This is a genomic window from Acinetobacter lactucae, assembly GCF_001605885.1.
Lineage (GTDB): Bacteria > Pseudomonadota > Gammaproteobacteria > Pseudomonadales > Moraxellaceae > Acinetobacter > Acinetobacter lactucae.
In genome coordinates this window covers 152073-172796 of sequence record NZ_LRPE01000011.1, presented here as the reverse complement: position 1 = coordinate 172796, position 20724 = coordinate 152073, and the positions used below count along the sequence as shown (strand labels likewise).

23 protein-coding genes and 1 other RNA gene are annotated in these 20724 nt (G+C 38.5%); 13 read left to right on the top strand and 11 right to left on the bottom strand.

The window, feature by feature from the left end; all coding sequences use genetic code 11:
• Positions 1-175: 175 nt before the first annotated feature.
• From AWW73_RS06235 to AWW73_RS18440, 4 genes are all read left to right on the top strand, one after another.
• Positions 176-694, top strand: coding sequence for a hypothetical protein (locus tag AWW73_RS06235; RefSeq protein WP_002117557.1), 519 nt, complete (start codon positions 176-178; stop codon positions 692-694).
• 61 nt (positions 695-755) lie between these two features.
• Positions 756-2069 carry a DUF445 domain-containing protein gene (locus tag AWW73_RS06230; protein WP_062849111.1) on the top strand — a complete coding sequence of 438 codons (1314 nt, stop codon included), beginning with the start codon at positions 756-758 and terminating at the stop codon, positions 2067-2069.
• Between the two features lie 86 nt (positions 2070-2155).
• On the top strand, positions 2156-2809 hold the full coding sequence (gene adk / locus AWW73_RS06225) for an adenylate kinase (RefSeq protein ID WP_002117671.1): 654 nt from the start codon (positions 2156-2158) through the stop codon (positions 2807-2809).
• A gap of 71 nt (positions 2810-2880) precedes the next feature.
• The gene (locus tag AWW73_RS18440) at positions 2881-3018 is read left to right on the top strand and encodes a hypothetical protein (RefSeq protein ID WP_335340275.1); all 138 of its coding nucleotides are present in this window, start codon (positions 2881-2883) and stop codon (positions 3016-3018) included.
• A gap of 37 nt (positions 3019-3055) precedes the next feature.
• Here the strand turns inward: AWW73_RS18440 and nth are convergent, their stop codons facing one another.
• Complete coding sequence (nth, locus tag AWW73_RS06220) at positions 3056-3745, bottom strand: endonuclease III (protein ID WP_002117539.1); 690 nt, start codon at positions 3743-3745, stop codon at positions 3056-3058.
• Entirely contained in the window at positions 3746-4537 is a 792-nt protein-coding gene (locus tag AWW73_RS06215) for an RnfABCDGE type electron transport complex subunit B (protein ID WP_062849110.1), read from the bottom strand.
• A 272-nt stretch (positions 4538-4809) separates the two neighbouring features.
• Here AWW73_RS06215 and gdhA point away from each other — a divergent pair, with 272 nt between their 5' ends.
• A complete protein-coding gene (gene gdhA / locus AWW73_RS06210) occupies positions 4810-6213 on the top strand; it encodes an NADP-specific glutamate dehydrogenase (RefSeq protein ID WP_081409513.1) in 1404 nt (467 codons plus the stop codon).
• Positions 6214-6266: 53 nt separating this feature from the next.
• On the opposite strand, the gene AWW73_RS06205 is transcribed toward gdhA, so the two are convergent.
• From AWW73_RS06205 to AWW73_RS06185, 5 genes are all read right to left on the bottom strand, one after another.
• Positions 6267-7376 (bottom strand): META and DUF4377 domain-containing protein, encoded by a 1110-nt coding sequence (locus AWW73_RS06205; RefSeq protein WP_062849108.1) that lies wholly within the window; start codon positions 7374-7376, stop codon positions 6267-6269.
• 168 nt (positions 7377-7544) lie between these two features.
• Positions 7545-8321, bottom strand: a complete 777-nt coding sequence (locus AWW73_RS06200; RefSeq protein WP_062849107.1) for a DODA-type extradiol aromatic ring-opening family dioxygenase — start codon at positions 8319-8321, stop codon at positions 7545-7547.
• A 112-nt stretch (positions 8322-8433) separates the two neighbouring features.
• Positions 8434-8913: a 23S rRNA (pseudouridine(1915)-N(3))-methyltransferase RlmH gene (gene rlmH / locus AWW73_RS06195; RefSeq protein WP_002054393.1), complete on the bottom strand. Its 480-nt coding sequence runs from the start codon at positions 8911-8913 to the stop codon at positions 8434-8436.
• A gap of 304 nt (positions 8914-9217) precedes the next feature.
• Complete coding sequence (gene lon / locus AWW73_RS06190) at positions 9218-11647, bottom strand: endopeptidase La (protein ID WP_016144657.1); 2430 nt, start codon at positions 11645-11647, stop codon at positions 9218-9220.
• A gap of 446 nt (positions 11648-12093) precedes the next feature.
• Positions 12094-12678: a 5-formyltetrahydrofolate cyclo-ligase gene (locus AWW73_RS06185; protein WP_062849106.1), complete on the bottom strand. Its 585-nt coding sequence runs from the start codon at positions 12676-12678 to the stop codon at positions 12094-12096.
• 240 nt (positions 12679-12918) lie between these two features.
• Here AWW73_RS06185 and AWW73_RS06180 point away from each other — a divergent pair, with 240 nt between their 5' ends.
• From AWW73_RS06180 to AWW73_RS06175, 3 genes are all read left to right on the top strand, one after another.
• Positions 12919-13263 (top strand): hypothetical protein, encoded by a 345-nt coding sequence (locus tag AWW73_RS06180; RefSeq protein WP_062849105.1) that lies wholly within the window; start codon positions 12919-12921, stop codon positions 13261-13263.
• A gap of 111 nt (positions 13264-13374) precedes the next feature.
• Positions 13375-13488, top strand: coding sequence for a hypothetical protein (locus tag AWW73_RS18435; protein WP_079284308.1), 114 nt, complete (start codon positions 13375-13377; stop codon positions 13486-13488).
• A 93-nt stretch (positions 13489-13581) separates the two neighbouring features.
• Positions 13582-13902, top strand: coding sequence for a hypothetical protein (locus AWW73_RS06175; RefSeq protein ID WP_061875569.1), 321 nt, complete (start codon positions 13582-13584; stop codon positions 13900-13902).
• A gap of 122 nt (positions 13903-14024) precedes the next feature.
• Here AWW73_RS06175 and ssrS read toward each other — a convergent pair.
• The 3 genes from ssrS to AWW73_RS06160 form a co-directional block, all read right to left on the bottom strand.
• A non-coding RNA gene (gene ssrS, locus AWW73_RS06170) (6S RNA) lies at positions 14025-14209 on the bottom strand.
• Positions 14210-14399: 190 nt separating this feature from the next.
• On the bottom strand, positions 14400-14684 hold the full coding sequence (locus AWW73_RS06165; RefSeq protein ID WP_016144662.1) for a cell division protein ZapA: 285 nt from the start codon (positions 14682-14684) through the stop codon (positions 14400-14402).
• The gene (locus AWW73_RS06160) at positions 14681-15241 is read right to left on the bottom strand and encodes a hypothetical protein (protein WP_016144663.1); all 561 of its coding nucleotides are present in this window, start codon (positions 15239-15241) and stop codon (positions 14681-14683) included. The genes AWW73_RS06165 and AWW73_RS06160 overlap by 4 nt, the downstream gene beginning before the upstream one ends.
• A 64-nt stretch (positions 15242-15305) precedes the next feature.
• Between AWW73_RS06160 and AWW73_RS06155 the strand changes: the two genes are divergently transcribed.
• The 5 genes from AWW73_RS06155 to AWW73_RS06135 all read left to right on the top strand — a co-directional run bounded on the left by AWW73_RS06155 (position 15306) and on the right by AWW73_RS06135 (position 20253).
• On the top strand, positions 15306-15935 hold the full coding sequence (locus AWW73_RS06155) for a UPF0149 family protein (RefSeq protein WP_016144664.1): 630 nt from the start codon (positions 15306-15308) through the stop codon (positions 15933-15935).
• Between the two features lie 67 nt (positions 15936-16002).
• Entirely contained in the window at positions 16003-17325 is a 1323-nt protein-coding gene (gene pepP / locus AWW73_RS06150; protein WP_062849104.1) for a Xaa-Pro aminopeptidase, read from the top strand.
• 31 nt (positions 17326-17356) lie between these two features.
• Positions 17357-18565: a 2-octaprenyl-6-methoxyphenyl hydroxylase gene (gene ubiH / locus AWW73_RS06145; RefSeq protein WP_016141860.1), complete on the top strand. Its 1209-nt coding sequence runs from the start codon at positions 17357-17359 to the stop codon at positions 18563-18565.
• Entirely contained in the window at positions 18562-19794 is a 1233-nt protein-coding gene (locus AWW73_RS06140; protein WP_062849103.1) for an FAD-dependent monooxygenase, read from the top strand. The genes ubiH and AWW73_RS06140 overlap by 4 nt, the downstream gene beginning before the upstream one ends.
• Before the next feature lie 207 nt (positions 19795-20001).
• Positions 20002-20253 (top strand): hypothetical protein, encoded by a 252-nt coding sequence (locus tag AWW73_RS06135; protein WP_002117665.1) that lies wholly within the window; start codon positions 20002-20004, stop codon positions 20251-20253.
• 38 nt (positions 20254-20291) lie between these two features.
• Here the strand turns inward: AWW73_RS06135 and AWW73_RS06130 are convergent, their stop codons facing one another.
• Positions 20292-20693 carry a MerR family transcriptional regulator gene (locus AWW73_RS06130; RefSeq protein ID WP_062849102.1) on the bottom strand — a complete coding sequence of 134 codons (402 nt, stop codon included), beginning with the start codon at positions 20691-20693 and terminating at the stop codon, positions 20292-20294.
• Positions 20694-20724: the final 31 nt, after the last annotated feature.

Sequence of the window (20724 nt, the reverse complement as noted above, 5' to 3'; positions counted from 1 at the left end):
TAAAATATTGCATAATTTTCAAAGTTTCATTGCATTTTAATAAGATACTTTTTGACTTTGCAGACAACAAAATTGTAGATACTTGTATATAAGAAGCAAAATAATTCTGTTAAAGTCTCTCATTCAATAGAATAGGGTTGTTCTCACCATACGATTAGGGAAAATGGAGAAAATAATGAGAAAAATTTATCCCTTACTTGCAGTTTTGACAGTAAGTAGTTGGGCACATGCTCAAGACTACTCGTTTCTTCCGGAAGCAAAATTAGCAGGACATAATGCATCTACTTGGAATGTGGGTGCCGGAGTTACTCAAAAATTATTACATCTTAATGGTGAGTGGGTAAATCCGTATGGTATTGCCTATGCCAAAGCCGGCGCATTTTTGAATGGTGATAAAACAGCTGGCGGACAAGTTGGCTTCCGCTATCCTTATTATCTTACCGGCACAGACAAAAATGGTTACTATATCGGTTTCTATGCTGGGCATCTTGATAGTAAAGAGGTTGATGGTGATTTTAAATCCCGTTTAGGTGCGGGTGTTGATTTGGCCTATGTGTGGTTAAATTCAGAAAGAATTAGCACTTTTAGTGTGGGTATTGGTGCGGCTGAAAAATTAACTGACCAGAACGGAAATGTTGCTGCAGATACTAAACCACAAATTCAATTTTCTTATTCTCTAAGTTTTGGTTTATAAAACAAAGCAGTTTATCGTTAACTCGCCATAAGCAGAGCACAAATAAATACGAGAGTCTTACATGTTAGAGTACGTCAGTGGATTGTGGCAGACCTTTTTACACAGACCTGATTTTTGGGCCGTTTTGAGTATTATTCCCGTAACGGCTTTTGTCACATGGGCACATGTGTGGATGGCTTTAAAAATGGTATTTTACCCAATTAAGTTTTGGGGGTTCCATTTAGGACCATTGCCAGTAGGTTGGCAAGGTATCGTGCCACGTAAAGCTGGGCGTATCTCTGGGATTATTACCGATAATACTTTATCTAAATTAGGTTCATTGCGGGAATTCTTAGAAGCAATGGATCCTGAAGATATGGCGCGTATTATTGGCGAACAAGTCGGTTTTGAACTTGAACATCTTATTGATGAAGTCATGATCGACCGTAATGCAGTACTTTGGGAAAATCTCCCTTACTCGATTAAACGCCGTATTTATGCTCAAGCGCATAAGCAATTGCCAGGTGTGCTAAAAGAATTAGTGACTGAGTTGACCATGAATGTAGAGTCACTGGTTAACATGCGTGAAATGGTCGTGAGCCAGATGGAAGGTGATCGCCGTTTAATGGTACGTATGTTCTTAAAGGTGGGTCAAAAAGAAATTAACTTTATTTGGCATATTAGTGCACTGATTGGCATGTTCTTTGGTATTTTCCAAATGGTGGTTTGGTTTGTCGTACCATGGCACTGGACAGTACCATTTTGGGCTGCAATTTGGGGCTTTTTAACCAACTGGATCGCAATCTGGATGGTATTTAACCCAGTTGAACCGCATTATATTCGTTATCCACAGATTTTTAGATTAACAAAAGATCGTAAGTTTCCTTGGATTGTACCAGTTCTTCGAATTGGGACCTATAATGTCCAAGGTGCTTTTATGAAGCGTCAAGAGGAAGTCTCTGATGTGTTTTCGAGCGTAGTCACAGAAGATCTGATCACGTTAAAATCGATTATGACCGAAATGATGTACGGGCCGCGTAAAGATAAAACCCGTCGTATTGTTAAGCGTCATATTAACGAAATCATGGAAACCCCGTTAGTTCGCACCTCTTTACAGCTTTCTTTAGGGCCAAGAGAGTACGCAAGATTAAAGACGGACTTGATTGATCGTTCAATTGAAATTACGATGGGACCCGTATGTGACCCAGCACTGAACGCAAGCCGGGCACAGAAGATTTTTCAAATGTTTAAAGAGCGTATTCGCGAACTGACACCAAAAGAATTTCAGAATTTATTGCGTCCTGCATTTCAGGAGGATGAATGGATTCTTATTGTACTAGGTGGGGTAACCGGATTTATTGCTGGTACAATACATTTGTTTGTGGCTTTCTTATAATTCGATGTCAGGCAGGATCTATTGAAGATTAACGAGACTTTTTCTGCCGGACTTCATATTCATTGTTTTAAATGAGGATGTTTTTTATGCGCATTATTTTACTCGGACCACCTGGAGCAGGCAAAGGGACTCAGGCTCAGTTGATCTGTAAGCGCTACAATGTCCCACAAATTTCAACCGGTGATATGCTCCGTGCTGCGATTCGTGAAGGTACTGAATTAGGTCTAAAAGCTAAAAGTGTAATGGAATCTGGTGGTTTGGTTTCAGATGAACTTATTATCGGTTTAGTAAAAGAACGTATTGCTCAACCTGACTGTGCAAATGGCTGCATTTTCGATGGTTTCCCGCGTACTATTCCACAAGCTGAAGCTCTGGAAAAAGAAGGGATTAGCATCGATCACGTGATTGAAATTGATGTTCCTGATGAAGAAATCGTAAAACGTCTTTCTGGTCGTCGTCAGCATCCAGCTTCTGGCCGTGTTTATCACACTGTATACAATCCACCTAAAGTGGAAGGTAAAGATGATGAAACTGGTGAAGACCTTGTTCAACGTCCAGATGACCAAGAAGAAACTATTCGTAAGCGTTTAGCGTCTTATCACACTGAAACAGAGCAATTAGTTGGTTTCTACCAAGGTCGTGCTGCTTCTGGTGAAAATGCGCCAACTTATGACAAGCTTGATGGCTTGCGTACAATTGAAGATGTACAAAAAGATTTGTTCAACATCTTAGACAAATAATTTAATATTGTTTGTGATAATGAGCCCTCTTTGTGAGGGCTCTTTTCTTTCATTAGGTGCAGGAGAACAATATGAAAATCATATTGATTTTGGTGGTATTGCTTAGTCTAGCACTATTAATATTTTTGGCTTTTCAAAGCTACAAAATGCTAAGACAGGTACAAAAACAAGCAAAAGAAGAGCGTAATGAGAAAAAGCGTCTAAAGTAAGTTTGATTGGGTATGATCCCTATACCCAACCATATTTTTAAGCTTCAATATTTTTAATGGCAATTTGCTTTTGTGCGCCAAATTCAAAGCGATCAGGCCAGTTACAGACATCTGCGACTACACATTCCGCACATTTAGGTTTACGGGCGATACAACAATAACGACCGTGTAATATGAGCCAGTGATGTGAATCTAAAATAAATTCTTTAGGAATGACCTTAATTAAGCGGTGCTCAACCTCAAGAACATTTTTACCTACTGCTAAACCAGTTCGATTTCCTACTCGGAAAATATGAGTATCGACAGCCATGGTGGGTTGTCCGAAAGCCGTATTTAAAACTACATTGGCTGTTTTACGCCCGACACCCGGTAAAGCTTCTAAATCTTTTCTGTTGCTTGGCACTTCGCCGTTAAATTGTTCCATTAAAATCTTACAGGTCTTAATGACATTTTCGGCTTTTGCGTTATAGAGACCAATGGTCTTGATATATTCCTTTAACCCATCTACGCCCAAGTTATAGATTTTTTCAGCTGTATTTGCTACAGGGTAGAGCTTATCTGTTGCTTTATTAACACTTACGTCGGTCGCTTGAGCTGACAACATAACTGCAATAAGTAACTCAAATGGAGAGGAATATTTTAACTCGGTTTGAGGTGAAGGTCGTTGTTCGCGAAGGCGTTCAAAGAAAATTTGAATCTGCTTTTTCGTCATATTCTTGACGGCCATTCAGACCTCCTGTAATTGCATGAGTTGCTGTTGCAGTTCTTCAAGCTGAAGACGCTTTTTAGCATCTTCACGAACACTGAGCTGTTTTTCCAGTTTCTTAATTTGTGTACGAATTTTCGCTAACTCAATTGTAGTTTTCGCATCTGTTGACACAACTTCTTTGGGTTTCTCAATGAGCTCAATTGAAGGTACTTCATCAAGTGCCTGAGAGAACTGTGCAAACAGTTGAGTATCAATTTCAGCGCGTACTACAGGCCCTTTACGGTGAGTACGACGCTTTTCTTCGCGCTGAATGTGAGCGTAATAACGTTGTCTTAAATCATTTTGTTCAGCAAGACGCTGTTGCTCATTTGGTAATGCTTGGTTGTCTTCGACCAAATCAATGCAATCTACCGGACAAGGTGGAATGCATAACTCACAACCCGTACATAAGTCAGTCAAGATGGTATGCATGAGCTTACCACTTCCAATAATAGCATCTACGGGGCAAGCACTAATACATTTGGTGCAGCCAATACATTCATCCTCACGAATAATTGCTTTCATTCGCTGTGGGCGGCCATCGGCTTGTACAGGCCATACGCTAGTTTCAGCGGTTAACACAGGACGATTTAATAGATTTGCGAGTGCATCAGCTACAGGTTGGCCACCTGGAACACATTTATTTGCTTCTTCACCTTCAGCAATCGACTTTGCGTAGGGTAGACATCCATCACGATGTCCACATAGACCACATTGTGTTTGTGGTAATAACGCATCAATCTCGCGTATGAGAGAAATAGATGAATTCATAGTGGGCAAATAGCTTGGTTAAAACGATGCGATAATGAAGAAAAACCTAAGTAAGGTCAATGGATTTTAACGAATTTATCGGGTTTTTAATTGACCTAAAATGTCGCTAATTATGCACAATAATAGATCAATAAAAGTGAAAAGTTAAATGACTATTTCTGATCTTTAAGTAGTTTTCCTAAAAATAAGTTTTTGATAATTAAGGTTAATAAAATAATTTAAAATAACTATTGTTAAAATTGATGGAAAGGGATTTAATATTTTGCTGCTAAATGATGCATTTAATAATGTATTGCACCAATTTAATTCATTACTATGCTGAGGACCGTGCATTGAAATACAACAATCTGAATGAATTCCTGAATTACGTGCAAGCGCGTGATCCGCATCAACCTGAGTTCTTGCAAGCTGTCGAAGAAGTGATGACAAGTTTGTGGCCATTTATTGAAAAAAATCCGGAATATGCAGAGCAGGGTTTGTTAGAACGCTTAGTTGAACCTGAGCGTGTGATTCAATTTCGTGTTTCATGGATGGATGATCAAGGTCAGACTCAAGTTAACCGAGCTTTCCGTGTTCAATACAATTCAGCAATTGGTCCATTCAAAGGGGGAATGCGTTTCCATCCATCGGTCAATCTATCAATTTTAAAATTTTTAGGTTTTGAACAGACTTTTAAAAACTCACTTACCACTTTACCAATGGGTGGAGGAAAAGGTGGTTCAGATTTCGATCCTAAAGGTAAATCTGATGCTGAAATTATGCGATTCTGTCAGGCATTAATCATTGAGCTTTATCGCCATTTAGGACCAAATACGGATATTCCTGCGGGTGATATTGGCGTGGGTGCACGTGAAGTCGGTTATATGGCAGGCATGATGAAAAAGCTGAGTAACGACACCGCTTGTGTCTTTACCGGTAAGGGAATTTCATTTGGTGGTAGCTTGATGCGTCCTGAAGCAACTGGTTATGGTACGGTTTATTTTGCAGAAGAAATGCTAAAAGTCCGTGGACAATCTTTTGCTGGTAAAACTGTTTCAGTTTCAGGTTCTGGTAACGTTGCTCAATATGCAGCAGAGAAAGCCATGTTCTTAGGGGCAAAAGTGGTTACCTTGTCGGACTCAAATGGCACAGTTTATGTAAAAAATGGTTTTACAGATGAGTTACTTGCCGAAGTAATGGAACTGAAAAACGTTAAACGTGGTCGTATTTCCGAGTTTGCTTCTAAACATGGTTTTGAATATTTTGAGGGAAAAACGCCTTGGCATATTCCTGTTGATATTGCTTTGCCATGTGCTACACAAAATGAATTAACAGGTGAAGACGCGAAAATACTTATTTCTAACGGTGTCATTTGTGTAGCTGAAGGCGCTAATATGCCATCTACACTTGAAGCAGTTGAACACTTTATCGAAGCTAAAATTTTGTATGCGCCAGGAAAAGCCTCTAATGCGGGTGGTGTTGCAACATCTGGTTTAGAAATGTCTCAAAATGCAATTCGTTTAAGCTGGACCCATGCTGAAGTCGATGAACGCTTACATGCAATTATGAAAGACATTCATGCCAACTGTGTACGATATGGAACTAAGGAAGACGGGACTGTGAATTATGTAGACGGTGCCAATATTGCAGGCTTCGTAAAAGTTGCTGATGCAATGCTTGCTCAAGGTATTTACTAAAATAGAAACAAAAAATCCGATGCTTATGCATCGGATTTTTTTAGTCTAAAAACTTATTTTTTAGGTTTTTTAACTAACTCTTGCTCTACAACCATATCTAATACATCTGCTTGACTAGATTGGTCTGCAGCTGGGTTTTTCACTTCAAAACGTTTTACACGTAAAATTACGCGTTGGTCTGGCTTATGTTCAAAACCTTCGATTTGGCCGTAATATAATGACCAGTTTTTGTCAGCGTAAGTTTTAACGCCTTTGTCATCATATTTAATTTCACGAACTTGCATACAAGTTTGTGGGGCAACACCAGTACACGATTTAGTTTCTGGAGCTACTTCAAGGAAAACAGTTTTTCCTTCAGATTGATATTTTGCTTCAGGTGTCATTTTACCTGTGAAAGTATATTTCTGGCCTTGAGCATCAGATACTGTCAATGTGGGTTGATCAACATTTGTAGTATTGAGTTCAAACGGAATTGCACGTTTTTGGAAGAGAGTGCTAGAGAACTGTTCCTGTTTCATTAAAGCAGGTTCACATGCCATCATCGTCGACATTACGTCTGCAGTTACGATGGTATTGTTTTCAACTTTCCAAGTTGTTCCTTGGCGGTTACAACCTGTTGCGATAGATAAACGATCATTTGTAAAGTTAAGAACGATTGGTTTTTTAGTATTTTCAGGCTGATATGACCAAGAGTAGTCTGTTAAAGCTTGAGTATTCACTGCTTTTTGGCCTTGGAAAATGTGTTTTTGACCAGTTTTATCTGTCACGGTTAAAATCACCTGACCATTAGTGTTGCTAATTTCGATTGGTAATTTTGCTTCATTAAAGATGCTATTCGACAATTGTTCTTGTTTCATTAAATCATCTTGGCAAGCCATCATAGTTGAAACAAGATTCGAAGTAACAAGTTGGTTGTCTTCAACTTTCCAAGTACCGCCTTGGCCATTACAACCTGTATTAATGGCTAATTTACCATCTGCATTAAAGTTAAGAATAAGTGGTTTAGAAGCTTTTACATTTTGATAAGTCCATGCATATTCACCTAAAGTGGTTGCAAGGTTTTGTTGTTGCTCAGATACAATTGGAGCAGGAGTATTAGTAACTGTTTGACACGCCATCAAAGAAAAAGGTAATAACGCAAGAATTAAATATTTAATTTTCATTTAAAAACTTCAAGTAAAAAAACAACAGTAATAAGCTTAAAACATTCTTAAAAAAAGAAAATGTAAACATTTGATTGTTTCGGTTTTTAAAATGTATAAGTTTGTAAATTATTCTAATTTTCAACAAAAATAATGGTATACCCCGCAAAACGGGGTATTTCCTAATAATCAATCAAAACGATAAATGTCCATTCCTAATGAGCCCATTGTGAAGCTACTGTGAACAATCGTAAAGCGATTGCCCGTACCCATTGCAAAAAACAAAGGTGCAAAATGTTCAAGAGTAGGGTGGTTGCGTTTTACGTAAGGCAGTGATTGCCAGTCTAAAACCCCATCATAATCTTGATGGAAAAGCTTATTCACAACAGTATTTCTAAACGTTGAAGCCCATTCAGGAACTTTAGAGTTGTCTCCTTGCCAAGATAACTCTGCAAGATTATGAGTAATACTTCCCGAACCAATCAGTAAAATTTGTTTATCACGTAAAGGTGCGAGTGTTTGTCCTATCCGATAAATTTCTTGAGCGCTTAAATTTGATGGCAATGAGATTTCAACCACGGGAATGTCTGCATCTGGATACATATGCAATAAAGGCATCCATACACCATGGTCACGAGGACGTGTACTATTGGCATGTGCAACAAAGTGAGCATCGGCCAATAATTTTAAGATTTCTTCTGCGAGTTCTGGTTCGCCAGGCGCACTGTAGCGAATTTCATATAACTCTTTAGGAAATCCACGGAAGTCATGCCACGTTTCAGGACGAGTTGAAATGCTCACTTCAAGTGCTTTGCTTTCCCAGTGCGCAGACATCACAATGATTGCCTTTGGGATAGGCAGATTTGTACCTAGACGGTGTAGAGCAGGTCCCACTTGTTCCGGGTCAAGTGCAAGCATGGGTGAACCATGTGAAATAAACAGTCCGGGAAGGGTTTGTAGTTCCATTTCATTACACCTGAGTTGAAAAGCAGAATAATAAGTATTATGCCAAAATCAGGACATGTTAAAAGTATCCAGATTTCAACGGATTGTTCTTAAAATGAAACGTTTGTTCCTTTTATGCACGGTGATACGGATGATTGTGATTAATACTCATAGCTCGATATAGTTGCTCGATTAATAAAACACGTACCAAAGGATGAGGCATTGTCAGTTTTGAGAGAGACCAATGCCATGCGGCAGCTTTACGTACCTGATCTGATAAACCATCAGGACCGCCAATAGCAAGTGCTACATCATTTCCTTCAAGCATCCATTGTTTCATGGTGTCAGCTAATTTTTCTGTACTTAGTTCTCGACCACCAACTTCTAGTGCAATTAAAGTTTCATTCGGTTTTAAAGCATTTAAAATACTTTCGCCTTCAATTTGACAATATTTTAAAATATCCGCTTCTGAATCATTCTTACCACGTTTGGCCATAGGCAGTTCAATAACTTGGGTTTGAACAAAAGGTTGGATACGTTTGAAATAATCTTCAAAACCAGTAAGAACCCAAGCAGGCATTTTTTGACCAATGGTCAGAATACGAATTTTCATATTATCTATTCATTCAAAAACAGCAGGCGCATTATACCTGAGGAATGAAAGCATCTGATGATCTAAAAGACGGGCATAAAAAACGCAGTCCAAAAAACGGTGTTGGACTGCGATCAAATGATCATCTGTCTGGAGTTCAGATGATCATAGAGAATAAAAACAAGGCTATCTATGAATTAGATAGATAAGAGTACTCATTTATTTAAATACCCTTATTACCTATTATGAGGATGGTTGGATATTTTTCAATCAAATTGTGTAACAAAAAAAAGAGAGCCGAAGCTCTCTCTTTTTTACTTTTTAATTAGTGACGTGCTGCTTTTGAGCCTTCCACCGGTTTTACAATCGGTGTTTTAGGTAAAGGCTTTGGCATCGAAACTAATGCTAAAGGCAAGATGTCATCAATACTTTTCACAGCTTTGATTTCCAAACCTTCTTTAACATTTGCAGGAATTTCTGCTAAGTCTCGAACGTTGTCTTGAGGAATAAAGACAAGCTTGATTCCACCGCGGTGTGCTGCAAGAAGTTTTTCTTTTAAGCCACCAATACGCATTGCACGACCACCTAAGCTTGTTTCACCAGTCATTGCAATATCAGGACGAATTGCAATACCTGTAAATGCTGACACAAGCGCAGTTGTTAACGCTAAACCAGCAGACGGACCATCTTTTGGTGTTGCACCTTCAGGTAAGTGAACATGTACATCAGTTTCTTCAAAACGCGAAGCTTCTATACCCAACTCATCGGCACGTGTACGTACTAAAGTCATTGCTGTGGTAATAGACTCTTTCATAACGTCACCGAGTGAACCGGTCGTAATGAATTTACCTTTACCTTTAACAGCTGCAACTTCGATAGTAAGTAACTCACCACCAACAGATGTCCAAGCTAGACCATTTACACGTCCTACTTGTGCTTCATCTTCTGCAATACCAAAGTCAAACTTATGTGGACCTAAGTATTCTGGAAGATTGGCAGAAGTAATATCAAGCTGTAAGTTTTTAGACTTTTTACTTACTGCTTCTTTTACCACTTTACGTGCAATTTTAGACACTTCACGTTCTAAATTACGTACGCCAGCTTCACGTGTATAACGTTGAACAATGTCACGAATCGCTTCTTCATGAATTGTTAACTCTTTTGCACGTAGACCATTGTTCTTAATTGCTTTCGGAACAAGATAACGTTCAGCAATGTTAACTTTTTCATCTTCGGTATAACCAGGTAGACGAATAACTTCCATACGGTCAAGCAATGCTTCTGGAATATTCATACTGTTTGCAGTACAGATGAACATCACTTCAGATAGGTCAAGATCAAGATCTAAATAGTGATCGTTGAACTTACTATTTTGTGATGGATCTAGTACTTCAAGCAATGCAGAAGCAGGGTCGCCACGGTAGTCTTGCGCCATCTTGTCAATTTCGTCGAGTAAGAACAATGGGTTCTTCACGCCAACTTTTGTTAAAGATTGCACGATTTTACCTGGCATCGCACCAATATAAGTACGACGGTGACCACGAATTTCAGCTTCGTCACGTACACCACCGAGTGCCATACGAACAAATTCACGACCTGTTGCTTTCGCGACAGACTCACCAAGTGAAGTTTTACCTACACCAGGAGGGCCTACTAAACATAGAATCGGACCTTTGAGCTTTTTAACACGTGACTGAACAGCTAAGTATTCAACAATACGGTCTTTAACGTCATCTAAGCCGTAGTGATCTGTATCGAGAATTTCCTGTGCTTTCGCAAGGTTAATACTCACTTTGCTCGCTTTATTCCACGGTGTATCTAAAATTACTTCTAGATAGTTACGTACAACAGCCGCTTCACTAGACGCTGGTTGCATTGCTTTAAGCTTACGGAACTCAGCTTCAGCTTTTTTACGTACGTGTTCAGGTAAATCAGCTTCAGCAAGACGTTTCTCTATTTCAGCAACGTCATCTTCAGCACCGCCATTCATGTCAGAAAGTTCACGTTGAATGACTTTCATTTTTTCATTTAGAAAGTATTCACGTTGGTTTTTTTCCATTTGGCGTTTTACGCTGTCATGCAAAGTTTGTTCAATTTGCTGTTCAGCAGATTGATTTACCAAGTAGCTCATAAGCTCTTGTAAATGTGCTTCAAACTCATCGTGCTCTAAAAACTTCTGTTTAATTTCAATATTTAGAGGCACACGTGTTGCTACGAAAAACATAAGTTGTAGCAAGTCTTCAATTTTATTAGCCGCAGCAACGAGTTCGCGTGCATTACGTAATTTTGCTTCAGCATATTGAGCAAATAAAGTACGTAACTCTTGCAAACGAGTTTCCTGAGTAGCTTTATCTACGTTAATTGTCATTGGACTTAAGCTGTGCTCAGCAGTCAAATGACTATCTTCATCGATAATCTTTTCAAGTTTAGAGCGATGTAAGCCTTCAATAAGTACTTTAATGCAGTTTTCATCATTTTCATGATTTACGACTTGAACAATCTTAGCGACAGTTCCGTACTGATAAAGGTTATCGTGATCAATTTCTTCTGTAAGCGAATCTTTTTGCGCAACTACAAATACTAAATTGTCACTGTTACGAGCCACATCAACTGCATTGATCGATTTTTCACGACCCACGAATAACGCAATTTGCATGTGTGGATAAACCACGACATCACGCAACGCTAAAAGTGGTAATACACTTGGAACCTGAGGCTCTAAGTCAGTTTTTTCATTCATAATAAGTTCAGACATGGGCACTCCTAATGAGTGACAACGAGGTTGCCATGTTTTTTATAGTGATGTGTATTTTAAAAATTACAAGGGCCTTACTAGAGAAAATGTGGAAAAAAGGACTAATTTAGTCAACTTTTTTTTAAAAATGTTATGAATCAAGAGATTAATTCTTAAGAAGAATAAAATTTTGTAGAAAGGATAGGTAATTTAGCTTAATAATTATGAAATATGCATATAGTAGAAAAGACGTTTGGGTGGAAAAATAACCATTTTCTCATGCCATTTATCGGCATTGTATAATTAACAATAATGCAAAACTTATTTAATATTGAACATTAAATAGACGTGTTACTATAAGTTGGTAAATCGGTCTGTCACGTAGAAGTAACCATCCTTAGGGTGGTTACTTTTATGATTTTAGGGGCATTAAAAACTTAAGACTAATTTTAATTTTCATATAAATATTATCTTTTAAAATAATAAATATGTTGAGGGGTGAGTAAAGCATCTAAGGGTTGATCCCAACTTTGGCGTTTTAAAGTATGTTCAATAAATTGAAATTGATGAGCTATTCCCAAGCGATAAGGCTTATATTTTGCACTAGCCAATGTACGGTCATAATAGCCACCTCCCATACCAATACGCGTACCATAGTGATCACAAACTAAAAGTGGCATCAATAGTAAATCAAGTTTTGATACATGTTTTGCTCGGGTTGCCATGGGTTCTTTCATACCTAATGGATGATGAGAAAAACGTCGGTTTATATATTGATTTCTAGATATTTTTACCCAAACTAAACGTTGATTCATAGAACAAATCATCGGTAAATAAACGTGTTTATTTTTTTGAAAACATAACTTTATGAGAAGATCTGTGTGAACTTCTCCAAAGGCATGCAAATATAAACCAATTTTTTTGGAAGATTGGAAAATAGGGAGAGTATTTAGATGATGGAGAACATTAAGCTGAGCTTGTTTTTGCTCAAATGAACTTAGAGAACGTCTTTTAGATCTTAAATTTTTTCTAATAAAGCTGAGTTCATTCATGTATAAATCTAACGAAAATTAGAGATCAGTCGTGCAAAATTATACCTATTTTCGACAGCTTTATGGATATAGGAGAGTAATTTAGAAAAGAAGCCTAAATTTATTGACCAATAGCCATAAAGCGTTCCGATATATTCTATTTAAAGTTAAAAGTTTCTATTTCTTTACGTATTACCAGTACTTCTTTACATTTAATAAGGTTAAGTATATTTAAAAGATTGATACAGCATTCTTAAGCTTATGAAGTTAAAAATTCTAACCCTTACTATCAGTAGTTTAATGCTACTTGGTGGCTGCACAAAACAAGCAGAACCTGAAGCCGCGGAAGTTGATTATAAAGTCCAATTTGAAGAGTCAGATCGTAAAATCGGAGAGTTTTTAGATCAGTTGGATAACCCGAATACACCTCAAGAAGTTAAAGTCAAAATCTTATGTCATGATTATCCTGAAGTTTATAAAACTCAATACATGCCCGCATTAATAAAAATTTCGCCTAAACCGTATACCGAAGAAAAATTACTTTCCGATTTAAAAAGTGCAACTGATTACTATAAGGATGCTTTTGCCATTAGATGCAATCAATAAGTCGATATTGTTTTTAGTCTCAAAAAATCCGATAAATGTGAATTGATTGGCATTATTGAGTTGTGGTAAATTTTCTTTTGTCTTTATAAACCGTAGTTTGGGGATTTGGATATGGAAATCTTAAAGTTCTTACAGAGTTTTAATACAGTCGGTACCTATTTAACGATTGCTTCAACTGTTTTAGTAGGGCTTGTTATTTACTTTTATGTGATTAATCCCGCATAAAATCTTTTAAAAGAAATAGTGACTTGATCACTATTTCTTTTTCGTTAATAAGATTCTCTAATTAATTTAAAGCTATAAAAATAAGGTAGGTATATGAAGTTTAAATTATTTTTTCTTAGTTTTTTAGCTTTTGGCTGTTATGCCGAAGAAAGTGTAAGTGATCCCGAAATTTGTAATGTAGTGAAGAAAGTTTCTTATACTGTCATGGAAGCGCGTCAACAAAAAGTCCCATCTGAAGACTTGCAGCATATAGCGAATAGCCTTGAAGATCCAAAAGCAAAACAACTTTATCAAGATTTAATTAATTCTGCTTACTCAACGAAAGTATTCAAGACCAGTTTCTTTAAAAGAAAAGCGATAGAAGATTTTCAAACAGCTTGGTATCAGGAATGCCTGAGTAGAAAAGAAAAGTAATTTTGAATGCAGAGACTATTCATCTATAAAATAATAATGTCATGCTTGAAAAAAGATCGTAAACGTAGATGTATATTGGAAGGCTAATTAAAATAAATATTTGGAATTTTATTATTAAAAATAAATGCTCCGAAGATGCCGCTGCATGTGTCGTTACCCTGAACCCGATGAGTTCAAGGTGGACGCGACGTATACTTGCTGGGTTTCCTACTCGAAGGTAGGCATACACTCTAAATATACAGAACGCAATCCATAAGTTTAAGTATCGGCAGGGGAATAGACCCGCTGGCGAACATCCCAGAGATAGCTTAAGTATAACCGATATGACCCTGTTGGCAATCACTTGAGCTTATCGAACTGTAAACTTAGTTTGCGTTTGATGAAGCTTTGTACATTAGAGAGCGGAAAATAATATTCAACTGGAGTGTTGCCTTCAATAAAAATGCCCTGCATCTATGTTTTAGAGTACAAGGCATGCTTTTATTAATTGAGGTTTTTTAAACAATTTGTTCCACATCTTCTAAAATCGTTTGCAGTAGGCGTTCACAGTGAGTGTATTCCTGCAAAGATTTATTAAGGCTCAGCACTTCTTGAGTTAACTGTAGAGCGACCATAATGACAAGTTTATTGTGTTCAACACGTGGTGCACTACGGCGCATATCATTAAACTTCTCATTAAGAAGCTGTGCTGCACGTTCAAGTTCATCTTTTTTATCTGCGGTAGTCGCGAGTCTAAAAGTCTGCTCAATCAGCCTAAGCTCTACCATGACTTGTTCACTCATGATTGGGTCTCCTCACCAGTTTCAGCATTAGGATGGGCAAGCTGCTGGATTTCTTGCGCATGTTGGTCTTGAGCTGTACCTAAAATTCCTAAACGTTGAATAATGGCTTCAACTTTTGATTTGGCAAGCTCATTTTTTTGTAACAAACGGTCACGATCTTGTTGTAAATCATGCAGCTCTTGCTGGGTTTGGCGCTGGTGGGCTTGTAACTTTTCTTTTGCAACACGTAATTCATTTCGTTCTGCAAGAATTTCTTGAAAACGATTTTTTAAATCAGTCGTACTTTTTTCTAATCGGCTATAACGTTCTGCAAGTGTGTTAGCATCTTGATTCAATTGTTGAAATTGACCTTTTAACTGAGAAAGTTGCTCAGTTACCGTCTCAATTTCCTCTTGTTTTTTAGTGATAATACTATTTTTTTGCACAACTTGTGCGTGATGCTCTGTTTCAGCCAGTTCTTTAGCTTCTGAGAGTGCCGCATGTTCACTCTCTAAATGATGTAAGCGTGTTTTTAAAACGCTAATATGCGCTTGTAGCCGCTGTAATTGTTCTAACATAACGAGGTCGCACAGAATTGCAATCAAAGGTAATATATACAAAGTATAGAGATTGGATAAACGAATGCAAGACGATATTTCAGGCTGGACAGATTGGAACGCTCATTTTGAAGGAATTGAAGAAATTTCAAGCCCTAGTGAGTTACATGGTCTATTAACAGGTATTGTTTGTGTGACAGAAGCGCCTACGCGTGAAGAATGGTCACAAATTTTAACAACCCTTAATGTGCCAGAGTTAAGTGGCGATGCTTTAACGCTTTTAACTGACGAAGCAGAAGATGTAGTTCATGCTTTATCGGAAGACGAATTAGATTATCTACCAATGCTTCCAGACGATGAACATCTACTTCAAGAACGTGTGCAAGCATTATCTGATTGGTGTGCGGGTGTTGTATTAGGTTTCGGTTTAGCATCTGGTCATGTGCGCGGTGATGAACGTGAACTCATTGAACATCTTCAGGATGTTGCAGCAGTCGAATTTGAAGATTCTGACAATGATGAGGAAGGTGAAAGCAGTTACGAAGAATTGTATGAATTTGTACGCTTAATCCCTGTAAGCTTGTCTATTGGCAGAAAAAAAATCACTGTAGCTGAAAGTTCTTTATTAAAAAACTTTCATGCAAAAAGTAAAACTGCTGCTCTAGGTACAGATCAGAATATTGTAGAAATGTTCACACCACATCGCCCAAGCTAATTGAGGCGATGTGTTATTGGTTGTATTTTATTTTTTGACTTTAAAATTCTAAATCAAGTAGATCATTATGAAATTGCCTCAAGCTGATTTTCAACATCGTAGAGACCGTCTGGCAGAAAAAATGGGTCCGAACAGTATTGCAATTATTGCAACGCGTGAGGAGATGTACCGTAATCGTGATGCGGATTATAAATTTCGTGCCGATAGTAGTTTTTTCTATTTGACGGGCTTTGCTGAGCCTGAAGCAGTTGCAGTTATTGAAACCTTTGAGGATGTAACTGACTATAGTTATAGTCTTTTCTGCCGTGAACGTAACCGCGAGATGGAAATCTGGAATGGTTACCGTGCCGGAATTGACGGTGCAATCGAAGACTATGATGCAGATGAAGCCTATGCAATTGATCTGCTTGATGAAGAAATTATTGAAAAGTTATTAAATAAAGAACGCCTTTATTATCGGATTGGGCAAAATGCTGCGTTTGATGCACGGGTGATCCAGTGGATTAAAAAAGCAGATGCTGAGCACCGACATCAAGGTGCTCCCGCTCAACTGGTACAGCTCGACCGTATTGTTGATGAAATGCGTTTAATCAAGTCACCACAAGAACTTGAGCTTATGCAAACTGCTTCAAAAATTAGTGCTCAGGCACATACCCGTGCAATGCAAATGGTGCGTCCAGGTATGATGGAATATGCGCTTGAAGCCGAACTCAATTATATATTTGGGCAAAACGGTTGTGTACCGTCTTATAACAGTATTGTCGGTGGTGGGGCTAATGCCTGCATTTTGCACTATGTTGAAAATAACCAACCTCTTAAAGACGGTGATTTAGTCTTAATTGATGCTGCATGCGAATATGAGTTCTATGCATCAGATATTACCCGTACTTTTCCAATAAATGGGAAGTTTAGTGCTGAACAAAAAGCATTATATGAAGTTGTATTGGCTTCCCAATACGCTGCCATTGATGCAGTTCGTATCGGTAACTCTTACCGTGAGCCTCATGAAGTAGCTGTTAAAATTTTAACCGAAGGCTTAGTTGATTTAGGTTTGCTCAATGGGGATGTGAGCGAACTTATCGAAACCGAAGCATACCGTCAATTTTATATGCATGGTACAGGTCATTGGTTAGGTATGGATGTACATGATGTCGGGTCTTACAAAAAAGGTGAAGACTGGCGTCAATATGAAGAAGGTATGGTCGTTACCGTTGAACCAGGCCTATATATCGCATCAAACGATGAAACTGTAGATAAAAAATGGCGTGGTATTGGTATTCGTATTGAAGATGATGTAGTCGCAACATCGAAAGGGCCACGAGTTTTAACTGCTGATGTAGTTAAAAGTATTGCAGATATTGAACATTTAATGGCACAAGCTAAATCATAATTAAACGTATTCGCCAAAGGAGCACAACTCGATGCAACAACAAGTGATTATTGTAGGTGGGGGAATGGTTGGACTTAGCCTTTCACTCATGCTGGCGAAGGCTAATATTGCAGTAAAGCTGTTAGAGGCTGTGAAATACCCAAACTATGATGATCAAAATGTTGCCCCTTATCATTCCAGTTTTGATGCGCGTAATACGGCTTTATCGCGTCGTAGCGTCCAGATTTATCAGAAGCTGGGGTTATGGGATGCATTACAGCAACATGCGACTCCAATTCTACAAGTTCACATTACTGAACAAGGCAGTTTTGGTAAGGCGCGCTTAATTGCAGAACAAGAAAAAGTCGAAAGCTTTGGGCAAGTGATTGAAAATGCTTGGCTTGGCCGTGTTCTATTGACTCAAGTACGTCAGCAGCCTTTGATTGAGCTGATTGATGGCGTACAGGTGACTGCTTTAACTCAAGATGCTGAACAAGTACATATTGAAGCCAAGCGTGGTGAAGAAGTCTTAAAACTTGAGTCAAAACTACTAATCGCAGCAGATGGACGTGACTCTTTTTGTCGTCAGGCAATTGGCGTCGGTGTTGATGTTCATGATTATGATCAGGTTGCAATTGTCACGACCGTACAGACCTCAAAACCTCATGAACAAGTAGGTTTTGAGCGTTTTAGTGCATTAGGCCCTTTAGCTTTATTGCCTTTACCGGGTGAATATCGCCGTTCGGTTGTATGGCCTGTAAAAAAAGGCACTGAAGATGAATGGTTAGGCGATGAAAATGATCAGCACTTCTTAAATGCTTTACAACAAACTTACGGTGACCGAGCGGGTAAATTTGAAAAAACCGGCAAACGTTTTAGTTATCCACTTTCGCAAGTGCTTGCACATAAACAAGCTGTAGGTCGCGTTATTTTAATGGGTAATGCAGCGCATACTATCCATCCTGTTGCTGGACAGGGCTTTAACCTATGCCTACGTGATGCGGATGTTTTGGTGCGTTATTTAGTGAACCAGCTAACCGCTTCTGATGATATTGGTAATCCTGATAATTTACTTGCCTATGAACAAGCTCGTTTGTCAGACCAACAGCGAGTGATTAAGTTCTGTGATACTGTCGTTCGTGGTTTTAGTAACCAAAATCCATTATTAAAATTAATTCGTAATACCGGATTAATTGCATTTGATGTCATTCCAGGTGTTAAGCCACTAGTAGCGAACTATGCAATGGGGCTAAAAGCATGAGTGAAATATTAGATGTTGTCATTATTGGTGGTGGACTGGTTGGTGGTTTAACAGCTTTATTGCTTGCCCAAGGCGGTGTACAGCCTACTGTGCTTGATGCTGCTCCTGTACTGGATGTTGAAAAGACACTGGGTGTGATGAACCCACGTGTTTTAGCACTCAGCCAAGCGACCATTCATTTACTTAAAACTGTCAATGTTTGGGATGATCTAGCACGTCAAATGCCATATACAGGCATGCAAGTGTGGAATCTGAATGGCTATGGTGAAATTAATTTCGGCCATGAGTCCATACAAAGACCAATGCCAGAACAGTCCTTAGGTTCTATGGTTGAGCCAAGTGTATTGAATGTTGCTATTCAACAAAAAATGCTTGAGCAGTTAACAGATTATCGCACTCAAGTTCGCGTGACTCGCATTGAGCAGGGAGTTGGGTGTTGGCATATTCAATTGGCAGATGGTACGACACTTAAAACAAAACTGCTGATTGGGGCAGATGGTGCCAATTCATTTGTACGAGAACAGGCTTTTATTGATCTAGACGTATTAGATTACAAGCAAGCAGCGATTAGCTGTGCCATTAAAACATCTAAACCCCACAATTATGTGGCTCGGCAAATTTTCTTACCTACAGGGCCTTTAGCTTATTTGCCGATGGCTAGTCTTGAAGAAGGTGAAAATGGCTACTGGCAGTCAATTGTCTGGACACTACCTGATGATTATACCGATGAATATTCTGCTTTAACCGATCATGAGTTTATGCAGCTTTTAACCCGAGAAAGCCAACATATGTTGGGTGAAGTGTTAGATGTACGCTCAAGAGCACAATTCCCGCTCAAAGCGCGCGCCGCAAAACAATACGTTAAAGCTGGTTTAGCTTTAATTGGAGATGCAGCACATGTTATTCATCCACTTGCTGGACAAGGGGTAAATATTGGCTGTCTAGATGCAGCTGTACTCTGTGATGCACTGTTACATGACTTAGCACGTGGTATATGGGCAAATGAACAGACATTGTTGCGTTATGAACATCGCCGTAAAGGCCAGAATGATGCAATGATGCATAGCATGTCAGCAATTGGCTGGTTGGAAAGTAGTGAGCTATTTCCATTTATTTGGGTTCGAAATATGGGACTCAAGCAAGTTGAACAAATTTCGTTCCTAAAAGAGCGTTTTATGCAACAAGCAAATGGTTTAGGGGCTTTACAAAACACCCAGTATAGTCGTTAAAATAATTATGTAGTTTATGCTCTACTGGTCTAAAAAAATATCAGTAGATATTTTTTAAACAATCATTTATATATCATTACCAATTCGGTCAAAAAAACTACGGATTTGACCATTTTGGCTCTTTGCTAAATGCAAAGAGATTGCTAAATTTCTGAGGTCTTGGGACCATAGCGATGATGCAATAAAAGTCATTGTGGGGAGTGTGAAATGTCAGATATCAATGATTATGAAGATGCAGAAGATTCTGCTGTAGATGAAGATGAAGCGAAAGCGGCCGAAAGCGGTGCAGCTGATGAAGAAGCAAGCAGTATTAATGATACTGACATTGCGGAGGCAGAAACGCTGACTGTGACTGCTAAACAAAAACAGCGCCAAGCGTTGGAAGATGAAGTTGCCGCATTTCTAGCTCGAGGGGGGAGAATTACCGAAGTTCCCCCAGATGAACATAGCGACCATTAATTCTAAAAAGCATCACAAGAGTGATGCTTTTTTTATTTTTAAGGGGCGCTTTGAAGTTCTTTCAAAATCCCGCACTCATCTACTGTTCGATTGGTAGAGCAGTGCAGTTTTAAATCAATTAAAGATTCTTTTAAAAGTAATAATCGTTCGATTTTTTCAGATACTTCAATCAAGTATTTATTCACCAAATTATCAACTTCCGTACACGCCTGTTTCGGCTGAGCTTTCATTCCTTTTAGCGTTTTAATGTCATTGAGAGAAATATCTAACTCACGGCAATGTTTAATAAACAAAAGGTCTGCAAGAGTTTGCTCTGTATAAACACGATAATTATTTTCTGAGCGCTGAATACGGTCCAGCACACCTACTTTTTCGTAATAACGGATCGTATCAATTGGAATATTCGCTTTTTTTGATAATTGACCAATAGAAAGACTCATAAGACTTGACTCTGGAGTTACTCAAGGGTTT

Coding starts and splice junctions, on each gene's coding strand:
- AWW73_RS06235 (WP_002117557.1), top strand. CDS start 176: ATGAGAAAAATTTATCCCTTACTTGCAGTTTTGACAGTAAGTAGTTGG.
- AWW73_RS06230 (WP_062849111.1), top strand. CDS start 756: ATGTTAGAGTACGTCAGTGGATTGTGGCAGACCTTTTTACACAGACCT.
- adk (WP_002117671.1), top strand. CDS start 2,156: ATGCGCATTATTTTACTCGGACCACCTGGAGCAGGCAAAGGGACTCAG.
- AWW73_RS18440 (WP_335340275.1), top strand. CDS start 2,881: ATGAAAATCATATTGATTTTGGTGGTATTGCTTAGTCTAGCACTATTA.
- nth (WP_002117539.1), bottom strand. CDS start 3,745: ATGGCCGTCAAGAATATGACGAAAAAGCAGATTCAAATTTTCTTTGAA.
- AWW73_RS06215 (WP_062849110.1), bottom strand. CDS start 4,537: ATGAATTCATCTATTTCTCTCATACGCGAGATTGATGCGTTATTACCA.
- gdhA (WP_081409513.1), top strand. CDS start 4,810: ATGATGCATTTAATAATGTATTGCACCAATTTAATTCATTACTATGCT.
- AWW73_RS06205 (WP_062849108.1), bottom strand. CDS start 7,376: ATGAAAATTAAATATTTAATTCTTGCGTTATTACCTTTTTCTTTGATG.
- AWW73_RS06200 (WP_062849107.1), bottom strand. CDS start 8,321: ATGGAACTACAAACCCTTCCCGGACTGTTTATTTCACATGGTTCACCC.
- rlmH (WP_002054393.1), bottom strand. CDS start 8,913: ATGAAAATTCGTATTCTGACCATTGGTCAAAAAATGCCTGCTTGGGTT.
- lon (WP_016144657.1), bottom strand. CDS start 11,647: ATGTCTGAACTTATTATGAATGAAAAAACTGACTTAGAGCCTCAGGTT.
- AWW73_RS06185 (WP_062849106.1), bottom strand. CDS start 12,678: ATGAATGAACTCAGCTTTATTAGAAAAAATTTAAGATCTAAAAGACGT.
- AWW73_RS06180 (WP_062849105.1), top strand. CDS start 12,919: ATGAAGTTAAAAATTCTAACCCTTACTATCAGTAGTTTAATGCTACTT.
- AWW73_RS18435 (WP_079284308.1), top strand. CDS start 13,375: ATGGAAATCTTAAAGTTCTTACAGAGTTTTAATACAGTCGGTACCTAT.
- AWW73_RS06175 (WP_061875569.1), top strand. CDS start 13,582: ATGAAGTTTAAATTATTTTTTCTTAGTTTTTTAGCTTTTGGCTGTTAT.
- AWW73_RS06165 (WP_016144662.1), bottom strand. CDS start 14,684: ATGAGTGAACAAGTCATGGTAGAGCTTAGGCTGATTGAGCAGACTTTT.
- AWW73_RS06160 (WP_016144663.1), bottom strand. CDS start 15,241: ATGTTAGAACAATTACAGCGGCTACAAGCGCATATTAGCGTTTTAAAA.
- AWW73_RS06155 (WP_016144664.1), top strand. CDS start 15,306: ATGCAAGACGATATTTCAGGCTGGACAGATTGGAACGCTCATTTTGAA.
- pepP (WP_062849104.1), top strand. CDS start 16,003: ATGAAATTGCCTCAAGCTGATTTTCAACATCGTAGAGACCGTCTGGCA.
- ubiH (WP_016141860.1), top strand. CDS start 17,357: ATGCAACAACAAGTGATTATTGTAGGTGGGGGAATGGTTGGACTTAGC.
- AWW73_RS06140 (WP_062849103.1), top strand. CDS start 18,562: ATGAGTGAAATATTAGATGTTGTCATTATTGGTGGTGGACTGGTTGGT.
- AWW73_RS06135 (WP_002117665.1), top strand. CDS start 20,002: ATGTCAGATATCAATGATTATGAAGATGCAGAAGATTCTGCTGTAGAT.
- AWW73_RS06130 (WP_062849102.1), bottom strand. CDS start 20,693: ATGAGTCTTTCTATTGGTCAATTATCAAAAAAAGCGAATATTCCAATT.